A 14,413-nucleotide genomic window follows, 5' to 3' on the forward strand; every position below is an offset into this window, starting at 1 on the left:
CAAAAAATTGCTGGCATTTTAGCAAAAATAAAAAGGGGCTGAAATAGCCCCTTTTTTAAATATCTACGGTAATTATTCAGCTTGCCCTGGAATTGGGCCAGGCTGCACATTTACATGCTTGTTTTGCCCTTGATGACGCAATAAGTGGTCCATCAGGGTGATTGCCAACATGGCCTCGGCGATTGGGATCGCACGAATACCCACACACGGATCATGACGCCCTTTGGTGATCATCTCAACCGCTTCGTTTTGCGTATTAATGCTTTTACCCGGCACAGTAATGCTCGATGTTGGTTTAAGCGCAATAGATGCCACAATATCTTGCCCGGTTGAAATGCCCGCAAGTACACCGCCTGCGTGATTTGAAGTAAAGCCTTCAGGGGTAATGGTGTCGCGATGCTCTGAACCTTTTTGTTCAATCACTTCAAAACCATCACCAATTTCAACACCTTTTACTGCGTTAATGCTCATTAGTGAATGGGCTATTTCTGCATCTAAACGGTCAAACACTGGCTCACCTAAGCCCACAGGGACATTTTTCGCAACCACAGTGACTTTGGCACCAATTGAATCACCTTCTTTTTTTAGCGCGCGCATATATTCATCAAGCGCTTCTAGCTTAGTGCTATCTGGAAAAAAGAATGGGTTTTCTTCAACCACAGACCAATCAAATTGTTCTGCTTTAATTGGCCCAAGTTGCGATAAACACGCATTAATTTCAACACCATGAAATTGTTTTAAATACTTCTTAGCAATTGCGCCTGCGGCAACACGAATGGCTGTTTCGCGTGCTGACGAGCGACCGCCACCACGGTAATCGCGAATACCGTATTTGTGCCAGTAAGTATAATCACCATGACCTGGACGATACACATCAGCAATTTTTGAATAATCTTTTGAACGCTGATCGCCATTTTCGATAAGCAGGCCAATACTCGTGCCTGTCGTTTTACCTTCAAAGATACCCGATAAAATTTTAACGGCATCTTCTTCGCGGCGCTGCGTGGTGTAACGACTTTGCCCAGGCTTTCGTCTGTCTAAATCGATTTGTAGATCAGCTTCACAAATATCTAACCCTGGCGGGCAACCATCAACCACCCCGCCCAGTGCAATACCATGGCTTTCGCCAAAGGTACTCACCTTAAATAATTGACCAATACTATTTCCGGCCATAATGTTTCATTTCCTCATTCCCAAATGGCAGCGTTGGTAGATACAGTGCCGCCAAACTGCGTTTTTTACTTAGTGATTACCCTAAATGCGCAATTAAATCTTGTTTATTAATTGCAAACACGCCTAAGCCGCCGTGTTTAAACTCAATCCACTCAAATGGCACGCCAGGATAAAGCGCTTCCATATGTACCATAGAATTACCCACTTCAACAAATAACCAACCGCTATCAGTTAGATGCTCTGCCGCTTCATTTAATAATGTACGAGTAACATCAAGACCATCTTCACCGGAAGCAAGACCTAGTTCAGGCTCGTGATGGAATTCGTCTGGCAGGTCTCCCATGTCTTCGGCATCAACATAAGGTGGATTTGCCACAATTAAATCGTATTTTTGGCCCGGCACACCCGAAAATACATCCGATTGAATTGGGAAAACACGATGGTTTAACTGGTAATTTGAGATATTAATATCCGCAACTTCTAATGCATCAAACGAAATATCAACGGCATCGACTTCAGCATTTTCAAATGCTTGTGCCAGTGCAATAGCAATACATGCCGAGCCTGTGCACATATCTAAAACTCGGGTAACTTCTTTTTCTGGGTCGAGCCAAGTATCAAACTTTTTATTGATAAGCTCAGCAAACGGTGAACGCGGCACTAATACGCGCTCATCAACATAAAATGGTAGACCTGCAAAATAAGCTTGATTTGTTAAGTAAGCAACAGGCACACGCTCATTAATGCGCGTTGCAATTAACGACACCAGCGTTTCTTTTTCAGACGTGGTCAGTTTGCTGGTTGCGAGCTCTTTTGGCGCATCAATAGGCAAACTTAATGCTGGCATAATTAACTGTACAGCTTCATCCCACGGGTTATCTGAACCGTGACCAAAGAAAATACCTGACGCTGCAAACTGACTGGTTGTCCAACGTAGCCAATCATTAATTGTATTGAGCTCAGTAACGGCTTCTGTTTGCATTGCCGAATCTAAAAATGCCTGTTCCATAATCCAGTTTCACTAGTGTTTAAAAACACTATTGTAACGGTTTAAAGGCGCAATACTCTAGGTTTTTTACATATTTTTGGATACAATCGCGCCATGAAAAAAGATCACTCACTTTCCGATGATGACATTGCCCTTTTTCGCAGTGAAATGTCTGGCTCAAAAAAAATAAGCCAAGATACGGTTCATTTTAAAAAAGCGCAAAAAGCACCTGAGCAGACTACCAATACCAAGGTAAAACAGCTCGATGCTGAGTTTTATTTCTCGGATGAATATATTCCAGACATAGATACATCGGGTACCGTTAACTTTGTTAAACCCGGTGCGGATAGCTATTTAGCCAAACAACTTCGCCGTGGTGACTTTGCTCCTGAACTTATTTTAGATATGCATGGCATGAATAAAGAGACAGCAAAGCTGGAGTTAGCAGGCCTTATCAGTGCGTGTAAAAAGCGTCATTTACGCTGTGCATGCATCGTGACAGGTGTTGGTGAGCGCGTGTTAAAACACAAAGTGCCGCATTATTTAGTACAACACCCTGATGTGCTGGCTATTCATCAAGCGCCGCTTGAATATGGAGGGCGTGGCGCGTTACTTATTTTGGTTGATATTCCAGAAGACCCGTTTTTCCGCTAATGTTTTTCAGGTAATAAAAATGACTCAATTGAGTCATTTTTTGTTTTAAGAAGCTTTTTCATCCACATCTGGTAAATGCATGGCCACTAATTGAGCCAATCCAGACTCTTCATTATAATGAATTTCTGCGACCGCTGCTGTTGCAAATACAGGCATATTGTCAGGGCAAAATTGCTCTACGATGTAACTTACAATAGGCATGTGAGCAACTAAAATCCAGTTATTTAAATTAGGTTTGTAACTCACCATAGCTTTAATTAATTCAGCAGCATTTTCTGCATCAGCACTTGGTATAAAATCGTCAAAACTCTCTTGATAGCGAATGCTTTCTTGCTTTGCTGCAACAATATCTGCTGTTTGCTTTGCTCGCACATAAGTGCTTGTTAGGATTGCATCTATTTGACAATCTTGCTGTAATTTTTTGGCCATTGAATGAGCTTCAAGGCGGCCTAATTCTGTCAACATTCTGCTTTCATCACTCTGGGAAAAAGACTGTGCTTGACCATGACGCATAATAAAAATTTTTTTCATAACAATGCCTGTAAGAACTTAATCCGAAAACTACAAAAAATAACGACTTTGCTATAGCCAAATCTATGATATGTCCGCTATATTAGCTTTAAAGCAATAAAAACTCAGGTAGTTTTTAGTTAAGCTGTGTTGCTTCCTGATCCACTCTATTCGCAATTAAACGCGATAATTCTTTCTTTTTTAGATACGGAGCAAACATTGATTACCAGTAGCAATGATAGCAGAATTTATCAGTCCCTAAAACTGGACAATGGTCTAAAAATCCTTGTGATTGAAGACCATGCCAGCGATAAATCTGCAGCTTCACTCACCGTAAACTGTGGCCATTTTGACGACCCAATTAATCGTCAAGGCTTAGCGCATTTCTTAGAACATATGCTGTTTTTAGGTTCGGAAAAATACCCAGAACCAGGTTCTTTCTCGCAGTTTCTCTCTCACCATGGTGGTAACTGTAATGCGTGGACAGGCACCGAGCATTCAAGTTACTTCTTCGAAGTACTTAACGACCATTTTTTACAAGCGCTAGGGCAATTTGCCGATATTTTTCATGCGCCACTTATTTTACCTTCAGCCTGTGAAAAAGAACGTAACGCCATTGATGCAGAATTTAAATTAAAGCTGAAAGACGATTCGCGTCGTATTTATCAAGTACACAAAGAAACGTGCAACAATGCACATCCTTTTGCCAAATTTTCAGTAGGTAATCATCAAACACTGAGTAATCAAAATGAGTGTATAAGCGAGGAAATTCGTGCCTTTTTCACTCAGCAATATCAAGCTCAAAATATGACTTTAGTAGTTTCAAGCAATATGCCTTGTGAACTAATGCAAGTTAAAATTAGGCAGCTGTTTAGTTGTTTAAATGGCGACCCAAACAATTTAAAACCTGCCGTTAGTGAGCCCCTGTATTTACCAGAGCATATACAAAAGTCGATTTTTATTGAACCACACAAGCATATGCAAAAGCTGATTGTGTCTTTTGCGCTGCCTAGCATTGATAACTTTTATCGTGAAAAAACCGTGAGTTTTATCGCCCATTTAATTGGCTATGAAGGCGTTGGTTCTTTGTATTCACTACTTAAAAAAGCAGGTTGGATCAACGGTCTTAGTGCAGGTGGCGGCATTAATGGTAGTAATTTTAAAGATTTTAATATTAGCATCGCATTAACCGATGAAGGCGAAAATCATAAAACCGCCATTGTTGAATACCTATTTAGATATCTACAGCTGATCGCCCGTGCTGAAAATAATTTGTTAGAGCAGCTCTATCAAGATAAAAAGGCCTTGATGGAAATTGCTTTTAACAATCAAGAAAAGTCTCGTGTATTGGATTGGGTTAATAGTTTAAGTGTGAATATGCACCACTACCCAGACGAGCATTTGATTTATGGTGATTACATCATGACAGGCTTTGAGCGCGCGAAGTTTGATAAGGTGTTATCACTGTTAAATGCCCAAAACATGCGTTTAATTCACATTCATCCAAATGTACCGACAGACTCTCAAGCGAAATGGTATGCAACACCTTATAGTGTTAAAAGCATTCCATCACCGTGGCTATCATCTCTTGAAAAAGAGGATGCCAGTGCCGTTGATTTAACACTGCCGTCAACGAACCCCTATTTGGCTAAACCTGTGGTGCTACATGACATTGTGCACAAACATAAAACACCCGAAAAACGCGCATCAAGCAACGAATTTGAATTTTGGTTTAAGCAAGATACCACCTTTAGAGTAGCTAAAGGTCATTTTTACCTAGCACTAGACAGTAAAAAAACTGTCGAAAGCATTAAAAATATGGCGATGACGCGGCTTTTTGCTGACTTATTTATGGATAAAGTCGCTGAGCAATTTTATCCTGCGGAATTAGCTGGCATAAATTACCAATTATCAGCTCACCAAGGTGGCTTAACACTGCATACTTGGGGGTTAAGTGGTAATCAAATCGAACTGATAAATGAAATTCTTGATGAACTCTTGAAGTGTAAATTTGATGCTATCCGTTTTTATGAATACCAACGACAACTTGTTAGGCATTGGCAAAATGGCAACCAAAATAAACCTGTAAGCCTGTTATTTTCAGAGCTAAGTGCGACTCTGTTGCCATGGAATCCAACCCCATTAAAATTAGCTGAAGCAATTGAGCAAATAAGCTTCTCTGAATTTATTGAGTTTAGTAACCAATTGTTTGAAGCAGTACATTGCCAAACTTTAATGCATGGCAACTGGACAGCAGCTGAAGCTGATAGTTGTATTGCCATGTTACAACAAAAATTTTCTGGCAAAACGACAATTGCAAATTTAAATCGCCCGATCATGACATTAGCGGCCCCTGCTATGCAAACCCACGTAGTACCTCATCCTGATCACGCAATTGTGAGTTACTTTCAAGCAAATAATGATTCAATAAGTGAAAAGATCCGTTTGATGGCACTAAATCATTTAATTAGCCAAGACTATTTTCATGATATGCGTACTGAAAAGCAACTTGGTTATCTTGTCGGCTCTGGATTTGCACCATTAAATAACCGTGCAGGTATTGCATTTTATATTCAGTCACCTGAGGTCACCTCAGATATTCTTATAGAACACAGCAACCACTTTTTGACTAATTATCATCTTAAATTGAACACCATGGATGCTGATGATTGGGAGCAGGCGAAACAAGCATTGATGATGCAAATTGTTGAAAAAGATAAAAACCTGCGTTTGAAATCGCAACGTTTTTGGCTCGCAATCGGCAATGGTGATGGCCAGTTTGATATGCAAGCGCAGTTAAAAACAGCGTTATTGCAACTGAGTAAAGCGCAATTAGTTAGCTATACCAAACGCTTATTTGCTGAAAATAGCACACGTCTTGAACTAAAAACTGAAAAAAAGATGCTAAAACAAGCAACTAATTCCGAAACAGAGAAACAAGCTTTGACACGTTAGTAACAATCCCTTAGTGTAGAGAGGTTGTACTCTATGTGTTAAGCCAATGCCCAAAAACACAATAAAAATAATTGCTGGGTTTACTGGTTTGTTTACTGCTTTTGCAAGCTATGCTCACCAACCCACATTGCTAGACTCCAAGTTGTTAGTACCACTTGCGCTCGCCACCTTGAGCCTTATGGTTGCACTTGTGGCTGTGCTGCGCCTGCGAAAATCTCAAATTGCTCTTAAACGTTCTGAACACCGCTTTAAAAATAGTATATTAGCCAGTGGTGATGCTGTTTGGGATTGGCATATTAGTGAACATCGTTTAGAACGAATTAACGATGGCTTGTTTAATGCCATTGACCATACTCAAGACTTCCCCCCCAATAGATCCAATATTCATTCCTCTGACATTGTTTATGTTGAAGAAACGCTTAAAAAGCATCTTTCAGGAGAAACACCTCATTTTGAAGCAAGCTATCGTGCAAAAGATGCTACAGGTAATTGGCGCTGGGTACTCGATAAAGGCCGTGTAATCGAAACTGATTCTAATCTTAAACCTCTTAGAATGATGGGTACAGTTAAAGACATCGGTTCAATAAAACAGACTCAAGAGCGCCTCAATTTATTGGCCAACTGTATTGAAAACTTATCCGACCCAATTGTTGTATTTGATGCACACTTTAGCATTGTTGAAGTTAATAAAGCCTATTTAAATTATTTTGGCGGTAATGCGGCCAACCATATTGGAATGCCTTATCGTTTATCAGGGCACGATAAGCAGCAAACCCAACAGCTCTATAATACCATTCAAAATACCTCTCACTGGCATAAAGAGCTGACACTTAGTAAAAATAAGCAAAACACCTATTTCTCATTATCGATAGACAGAATTGACGATAAAAAAAGTAATCTTCGCCACTATATAGCCGTTTATAATGATATAACTGACAACAAACAAACCGAATTAGCATTACAAAAACTCACTAATCGTGACCGACTTACTGGCCTGCCAAACCGCAATCAATTTTTCACTAATATGAAATCTCTAGTAAGCAGTAAGAATCGCCATGCTTTATTAGTGTTTGATTTAGATAACTTTAAGAAAATTAACGATAGTCTAGGTCATCATGCAGGTGATATTTTATTATGTCGTTTGGCATCTCGCCTATCTAAACGCACCCGTGAGCGCGATCAGTTTTACCGCTTGGGCGGTGATGAATTTGCACTTGTTATGCAAAACACCAATGACATTCATACTATTACCCAGGCTGCAAAAAGCTTTTTAGCCCTAATTGAGGCGCCCTTTCATATGTCAGGGCATGAGCTGGTTATTACCTCAAGCGTCGGTATTGTACTCTTCCCTGAAGATGGCAACACCCCAGAACTACTGCTTAAAAACGCCGATACTGCAATGTACCACGCTAAACAGCACGGTAACCGTTATCTCTTCTTCAATGATGCGATGAACCGCCAAGCGGTTAAACGTCTACAAATCGAAAACTTAATTCGATATGGCTTGAAAGAAGATCATTTCAAAGTTTTCTACCAACCCAAAATGGACATTAATAGCGGCGCACTTGTTGGCATGGAAGCGCTGGTACGTTTTATTACTCCCAATAAAGGCTTAATAAGTCCTGCGCAATTTATTCCAATTGCAGAAGAAACCGGACAAATTGTAGAAGTTGGTGAAGTAGTTCTAGAAAAAGCCTGTAGAGATGTTAAAGACTGGATTAACCGGGGGTTATTTGATGGTCGTGTCGCCGTTAATCTTTCAGCAAAGCAATTTATGCAGCCAGATCTCATTGGTAGCATCGATAAAATACTTAAACGTGAAGGACTCCCGTCTTACTACTTAGAGCTTGAAATCACCGAAGGCACTATCATGGAAGATCCTAAAGATGCCATTCGTATTATGAATACACTAAGTGCTCGTGGTATTCACCTTGCCATTGATGATTTTGGTACCGGTTATTCATCGCTCGCCTATCTTAAACAGTTCCCGCTTAATACGCTTAAAGTGGATAAAGCCTTTATTGACGATATGGGTAATGAGAAAGGCAAGAACATGGTTGATTCAATCGTGACGATTGCCCATAACTTAGGCTTGTCTGTGGTTGCTGAAGGCGTTGAGTATGCAGACCAAGTAGATCAATTAAAAGAGCTAAATTGTGCCACGGTACAAGGATACTTTTACTCTAAACCACTGTCTCATGAACAATTCGAACAATTCTTGTTAGAGCATTGTAAAAAAGTACACCAACCTCACCGCGAAATAGAAAAAGAAGTAAAACTCAGCTTAGTGCAATAACTTTAAGTACTAGGTAATTCATTTATGCGCTGATGCGTGTGAAAACAAACCCTAATGACTTTCTCAGTAACATTCGCTGCTTTACATTGATTACACTGTAAACAGCTGGTCCAGTTAATAACCCAGCAATCGCCCAACGTTTACCAACTAAACCGAAGCGCCCTGCAACAACTGCACTCAAATAACCATTAATGACCAATAAAGCGAGCAAGTACCACAACATCATTTTTCTCATTGAACAAAAGGGGCGCTATAGTATAAAAAAAAGCTCAAAAAATCGATGATTAATTGAGCTTTCAGGGTGAAATTTATACTAAATAATTAGACTAGCTTACGCTTGCTTGCTCCGTATAAAACGCCTCTTTAGCTTCAGCCATCGCGATTAATGGCTCACACGGTGTAAAGTGTTTATTTTGCTCTGCAAACGTTGCTAAACGCGACGCAAGGTGCCCTGCACCTAACGAGTCCATATAGCTAAATGGACCACCTAGGAACGGTGGGAAACCAATACCAAATATTGCACCGATATCACCGTCTCGAGCACTTGCGATAATGTCTTCATCTAAACAACGTGCTGCTTCATTGAGCATTTGTGCCACACAACGTTCAGCAATTTCTTCTTTGTTCAAACGTGGGTTTTTGCTAATGCCCAATAGTTCGTAAATCGACTCATCCACTTTTTTGTCTTTCTTATCGTATACAAAAAAGCCTCGACCACTTTTACGACCTAAACGACCAGCATCAATTAAACGTGAAAATGCATCAGGCGCTTTAAAACGCTCACCCAGCTCTTTTTCAAGAATTGGTGCAATTTTAGAGCCGATATCAATACCCACTTCATCAAGTAATGTCATCGGGCCTACCGGGAAACCAAACTCAACTAACGCTGCATCGATTTTCTCAATTGGCTCACCAGCAAGTAATAAATTTGCCGCCTCGTTAACGTACGGCGCTAAAATACGGTTTACGTAAAAACCGGCTTTGTCTTTAACCACAATCGGCGTTTTACCTTGCTTGCGCGCAAAATTAACAACGCGAGCGATGGTTTCTTTCGCTGTTTTCTCGTGAGGAATAATTTCCACCAGTGGCATTTTTTCAACTGGCGAGAAGTAGTGAAGGCCAATTACGTTTTCAGGGCGCGCAGCATTTTCAGCAATTTGGCCAATTGGCAGTGATGATGTATTCGATGCAAAAATGGTATTTTCATTACAATTTGCTTCGATATCAGCAACCATGCTTTGCTTCAGTTTTAAATCTTCAAATACCGCTTCGATAGCGATATCAGTATTTTCAAAACCTGCGTAATCGGTACCACCTGTGATACGAGCCATCTGAAGCTGTACTTCTGCTTTTGATAAAATTCGACGCTTTTGCTTTTTATCTAAAATCTTAAAGCTATAGTTAAGTGCGCCTGAAATACCCTTCTGAGCAATGTCTTTAACACGTACACGCGCACCCGCTTTACATGCACTCACATGTGCGATGCCAGCGCCCATTAAACCACCGCCTAACACAGCAACATTTTCTGTTGGTTGAGATTGTTCGTTCCACTCTTTTTTCATTTCAGTAGTAGCAAAGAAAATACCGCGCAATGCTTTTGATTCTTTACTCATTACCAGATCAGCAAACCCTTGTGCTTCAATTTCATAGCCTTTAGCAGGTGCCATTTCGGCGGCTGCACGAACAGCTTTGATGATTGCAAATGGTGCTGGGTAATGCCCACCTGTTTTCTTCTCCACATTTTCAGTGGCTTTTTTGAAGATAATGTTGCGCCCGAATGGGTTTGATTCAAGCAATTGAGATACTTTACTTAGCTTAGGCTTAATGCTCTTGCGCTTGCCTTTTACAGCAAACTTAAGCGCAACATCAAGTAACACGCTGTTAGGTACAACGTCGTCAACCAAGCCCGCTTTTTTAGCTTGTTTAGGGCGTACTTGTTTACCTGTAAGCATCCATTCAAGTGCTTTTTGAATACCTACCAGTTTTGGTAAACGCTGCGTACCACCGCCACCTGGTAATAAACCAAGTTGTACTTCTGGTAAGCCTAACTTAGTGTTGCTTGCATCACTTGCTACGCGGTAGTCACACGCAAGTGCAAACTCCAAACCACCACCCAGTGTTGCACCATTCATAGCTGCAACGGTTGGGAAAGGTAGTTTTACTAAATCAGTAAAAACACTGTGGCATGTTTGTGATAAATACAGCGCATCATCACGGGTCTTAGCGTTATCAAGCATTTTGATATCAGCACCTGCGATAAAGTTATCCGGCTTACCGCTGATAAACACCATACCTTTTATATTTTTTTCAATACCTTGTTTGATTACCGCATTAAGGTCATCAACAAAGCTATCGCGCAGGGTATTCATCTTTTCCCCTGCAACGTCAATGGTGACAATCGCAATGTTGTCATCATTCACTGTAAAATCAAAAACTGAGTTCGCTTGTTCAACTGTCATACTATGCTCCCTCTAGAACAAATGCTGCGCCTAAACCACCTGCAGCACATGCTGTTGTTAATGCAAGGCCGCCGCCACGACGGTTTAATTCATTTAAGCTTTGCGTAATTAAACGTGCGCCTGTTGCCGCAAATGGATGACCATAAGCAAGTGAACCACCGTTCACATTAAACTTATCCATATCAATTTCACCAATTGCTTTTGAACGGCCTAGCTTCTCTTTTGCAAATTTATCACAGCCAAACATCTTCATGTTGGCAAGTGCTTGTGCTGCGAATGCTTCGTGCATTTCAATTAAATCAAGATCTTGTAACGTGATACCCGCTCTATCAAGTGCCATTGGCGTTGAGTGTGCAGGACCCATTAGCATATCTTCATGTACATCAATTGCGCTAAACGCAAAGCTGCGAATATAGCCTAAAATTGGGTAGCCTAACGCTTTCGCTTTAGACTCACTCATCATTAATACTGCTGCCGCACCGTCAGTAAGTGGGGTTGCATTTGCAGCCGTTACCGAACCATGTTGACGGTCAAATACCGGACGTAATTTTGCGTAGCCTTCAACTGTTGAGTTTTCACGAATGTTGTTATCGCGATCAAGGAAACCTTTGTAAGGCGGTACGTGAGCGGTCATTACTTCATTTGTTAGTAAGCCATCATTCCACGCTTTTGCAGCAAGAGTATGAGAGCGATGCGCCATTGCATCTTGATCAGCTCGGCTAATATTATGAGTTTTCGCCATTTGTTCAGCGGTTTGACCCATTGAAAGACCCGTTGAATATTCAGCAACTGCAGGCGGAACTGGCAACAAATCTTTAAGGCGTAATTTAGAAAGAATTTTAAAACGCTGACCAAAGGTACGTGCTTTATTTAAATCAACAAGGCTACCTGCTAATTTTTTGCTTACACCAATCGGTAACACTGATGATGAGTCCGCACCACCAGCAATACCCACATTTACCGAACCTGCAATAATTGATTCGGCTACGTTGGCAACTGCTTGGAAGCTAGTTGCACATGCACGTGACACAGAATATGCATCCACCGATACTGGCATGCCAGTACCCAGTACAATTTCACGAGCAATATTTGGTGCTTCTGGCATTTGAACAACCTGCCCGAAAACCAGCTGATCGATTTCATTTTTATCAAGATTCATGCGTTCAAGCATTTCATTTACAACCATCTTACCCATATCTAATGCAGGTACGTGGTGGAAGTAAGTTGCTTGCTTAGCAAATGGAGTTCTCAATCCGCTGACAACGGCAATACGGTCGCCTTTTGTTGTTTTTAGTATATTTTGTTCAGACATAGGTTGTTCCTCTGGTTACAGGTCTGACCTGTTATCAAGTTTATTGATTCTAAACAAGGTATCTGTGTTTGCCAATAGCAAAGCGTAAGTTTTTCCATTGCCTCTCCCTATACAATTACGTGTTATGCAAAGCCAAGCTTAAGTGTAGTTCAAACACATCCATTTATTTCTCACTGAATAACATTTAATCACAAATTAAAACAAAGGATTACGCTGGAAAGCTATTTTTTAACCACAACAAAAGCAACAATTTCCTCATTAAAAACACGTTAGATGGAGAACGCTATGAAGCTAACTCAATACATTAAAATGGAGCTAGGCACGCAATGGACCGCTAACACTATTTCTGACCAAACCCAAGGTGCGCTCAGTAAACGTACTGCAAACAATTGGTATAATGGTGGGAAACGCCCAATTCTTGAACTTGTAATCGATGGTTTAAAATACCGTAAATTACAGCAAGAGCAAGGCAGCAACGAAGGCGCTTAACACGACCTTTGAAATACGCCGAATCGATACATAATAAAAGCTGCACATTTGGTGCAGCTTTTTTTGAACTTTTTCTTACCAACACCATCCTAGCTACACACGATTTTTCGGATACATTTATTAACTTAAGCGCTTGGCTTACAAGGCAGCTTAAGTATAATCTAGCGGTTAAGAACTATTTAAGCCAATTAAAACAATAAGGATAGCGACTAACATGGCGGTATCAGCGTTTGTTCAGCTACAAAATTATTTAGACAGCCAAATCATTGGCCAACCACAGCTTACTCAAGCATTATTATTAGCACTTTTAGCCGATGGCCATTTATTGGTAGAAGGCCCGCCTGGGCTTGCAAAAACACGTGCGGTAAATGCCTTAGCAAAAGGTGTCGAAGGTAATTTCCAACGCGTACAATTTACCCCAGATCTATTGCCGGCAGATATCACAGGAACGGATATTTACCGCCAGCAAACGAGTGAGTTTGTCTTTGAAGCAGGTCCGTTATTTCATAACCTTGTACTTGCCGATGAAATTAACCGTGCGCCTGCAAAAGTGCAATCAGCACTGTTAGAAGCCATGGCCGAAAGGCAAATTACCGTGGGTAAAAACACTTATCCATTACCTGATCTTTTCTTAGTAATGGCAACGCAAAACCCACTAGAACAAGAAGGCACCTACCCGCTGCCGGAAGCTCAGCTCGACCGTTTTTTATTGCATCTCAATATTGATTACCCGGATGCACAAAATGAATTAGCCATTTTGCGATTAACACGTGGCGAAGCCCTTGCTGAAGAGCAGGTAAAAGCGCCGCAAATTTCGCAAGAAACCTTGTTTGAATCGCGCAAGCAGGTATTGTCTTTACATTTATCAGAACCACTTGAGCGCTATCTTGTACAACTGATTATTGCAACGCGACAGGCTGAAAAATTAAGCCCTGAGCTAGGTCGTTGGATTGAATATGGCGCCAGTCCACGTGCAACAATTGCACTGGATCGCTGTGCTCGTGCCCATGCATGGCTTGCAGGCCGTGATTTTGTCGCACCTGAAGATATTCAAAGCGTATTTGCTAATGTGCTACGTCATCGCATTATTTTGTCTTATGAAGCTCAAGCCGATGGGGTAAGTAAAGACGATGTATTAGCAGAAATTATTGCACGTGTGGTCGCGCCTTAACATATATTATGAACACACACTCTGCACAACTCGCTGAATTACAAAGTAATGGTGTGGCACTTTCACTCAATGAGTTAATGGCTTACCACAATAAAACCACTTTGCTTGAGTTATCGCCAAAGCGCAAAGTTAAACACCCAAATGCGGGGCAATACTTAGCTCCGCACAAAGGACGTGGAATGGAATTTGCCGAGGTAAGGCACTACCAACCAGGTGATGATGTGCGCGCAATTGATTGGCGTGTAACCGCTCGCACTGGCATTGCGCACACAAAGCTATTTCAGGAAGAAAAAGAACGCCCTGTTTTTATCTTAACGGACTTTAGCGACAGTATGATCTTTGGCTCTCAACTGCTTTTAAAATCTGTGCAAGCTGCACATTTAAGTGCACTCGTTGCTTGGAGCGC

At 41.1% G+C, this 14,413-nt stretch carries 12 protein-coding genes; 6 read left to right on the top strand and 6 right to left on the bottom strand.

Features of this window, described 5'->3' with window-relative positions:
• Positions 1-72: 72 nt before the first annotated feature.
• Together aroC and prmB are read right to left on the bottom strand one after the other, a co-directional pair.
• Positions 73-1,173: a chorismate synthase gene (gene aroC, locus ABYD77_RS03160; protein WP_010560680.1), complete on the bottom strand. Its 1,101-nt coding sequence runs from the start codon at positions 1,171-1,173 to the stop codon at positions 73-75.
• 76 nt (positions 1,174-1,249) lie between these two features.
• Positions 1,250-2,182 (bottom strand): 50S ribosomal protein L3 N(5)-glutamine methyltransferase, encoded by a 933-nt coding sequence (prmB, locus tag ABYD77_RS03165; protein WP_372766928.1) that lies wholly within the window; start codon positions 2,180-2,182, stop codon positions 1,250-1,252.
• A gap of 93 nt (positions 2,183-2,275) precedes the next feature.
• Between prmB and smrB the strand changes: the two genes are divergently transcribed.
• On the top strand, positions 2,276-2,815 hold the full coding sequence (smrB, locus tag ABYD77_RS03170; RefSeq protein ID WP_010560682.1) for an endonuclease SmrB: 540 nt from the start codon (positions 2,276-2,278) through the stop codon (positions 2,813-2,815).
• A gap of 45 nt (positions 2,816-2,860) precedes the next feature.
• Here smrB and sixA read toward each other — a convergent pair whose 3' ends face one another.
• Positions 2,861-3,346 (bottom strand): phosphohistidine phosphatase SixA, encoded by a 486-nt coding sequence (sixA, locus tag ABYD77_RS03175; protein WP_372766930.1) that lies wholly within the window; start codon positions 3,344-3,346, stop codon positions 2,861-2,863.
• A gap of 198 nt (positions 3,347-3,544) precedes the next feature.
• Here sixA and ABYD77_RS03180 point away from each other — a divergent pair, with 198 nt between their 5' ends.
• Both ABYD77_RS03180 and ABYD77_RS03185 read left to right on the top strand, forming a co-directional pair.
• Positions 3,545-6,280: an insulinase family protein gene (locus ABYD77_RS03180; RefSeq protein WP_372766932.1), complete on the top strand. Its 2,736-nt coding sequence runs from the start codon at positions 3,545-3,547 to the stop codon at positions 6,278-6,280.
• Positions 6,281-6,326: 46 nt separating this feature from the next.
• Positions 6,327-8,576: an EAL domain-containing protein gene (locus ABYD77_RS03185; protein ID WP_372766934.1), complete on the top strand. Its 2,250-nt coding sequence runs from the start codon at positions 6,327-6,329 to the stop codon at positions 8,574-8,576.
• 22 nt (positions 8,577-8,598) lie between these two features.
• Here the strand turns inward: ABYD77_RS03185 and ABYD77_RS03190 are convergent, their stop codons facing one another.
• The 3 genes from ABYD77_RS03190 to fadI form a co-directional block, all read right to left on the bottom strand.
• Complete coding sequence (locus tag ABYD77_RS03190; protein ID WP_274763374.1) at positions 8,599-8,802, bottom strand: hypothetical protein; 204 nt, start codon at positions 8,800-8,802, stop codon at positions 8,599-8,601.
• Positions 8,803-8,902: 100 nt separating this feature from the next.
• Positions 8,903-11,035 carry a fatty acid oxidation complex subunit alpha FadJ gene (fadJ, locus tag ABYD77_RS03195; RefSeq protein WP_372766936.1) on the bottom strand — a complete coding sequence of 711 codons (2,133 nt, stop codon included), beginning with the start codon at positions 11,033-11,035 and terminating at the stop codon, positions 8,903-8,905.
• 1 nt (position 11,036) lies between these two features.
• On the bottom strand, positions 11,037-12,347 hold the full coding sequence (fadI, locus tag ABYD77_RS03200; protein WP_372766938.1) for an acetyl-CoA C-acyltransferase FadI: 1,311 nt from the start codon (positions 12,345-12,347) through the stop codon (positions 11,037-11,039).
• A 285-nt stretch (positions 12,348-12,632) separates the two neighbouring features.
• On the opposite strand from fadI, the gene ABYD77_RS03205 reads away from it, so the two are divergent.
• From ABYD77_RS03205 to ABYD77_RS03215, 3 genes are all read left to right on the top strand, one after another.
• On the top strand, positions 12,633-12,836 hold the full coding sequence (locus tag ABYD77_RS03205) for a hypothetical protein (RefSeq protein ID WP_372766940.1): 204 nt from the start codon (positions 12,633-12,635) through the stop codon (positions 12,834-12,836).
• A 214-nt stretch (positions 12,837-13,050) separates the two neighbouring features.
• Entirely contained in the window at positions 13,051-14,007 is a 957-nt protein-coding gene (locus tag ABYD77_RS03210; RefSeq protein ID WP_372766942.1) for an AAA family ATPase, read from the top strand.
• An 8-nt stretch (positions 14,008-14,015) separates the two neighbouring features.
• On the top strand, positions 14,016-14,413 hold a 398-nt coding region (locus tag ABYD77_RS03215; RefSeq protein ID WP_372766944.1), incomplete at its 3' end, for a DUF58 domain-containing protein.

The organism is Pseudoalteromonas sp. (assembly GCF_041629635.1).
In the GTDB taxonomy this organism is placed as follows: Bacteria; Pseudomonadota; Gammaproteobacteria; order Enterobacterales; family Alteromonadaceae; genus Pseudoalteromonas.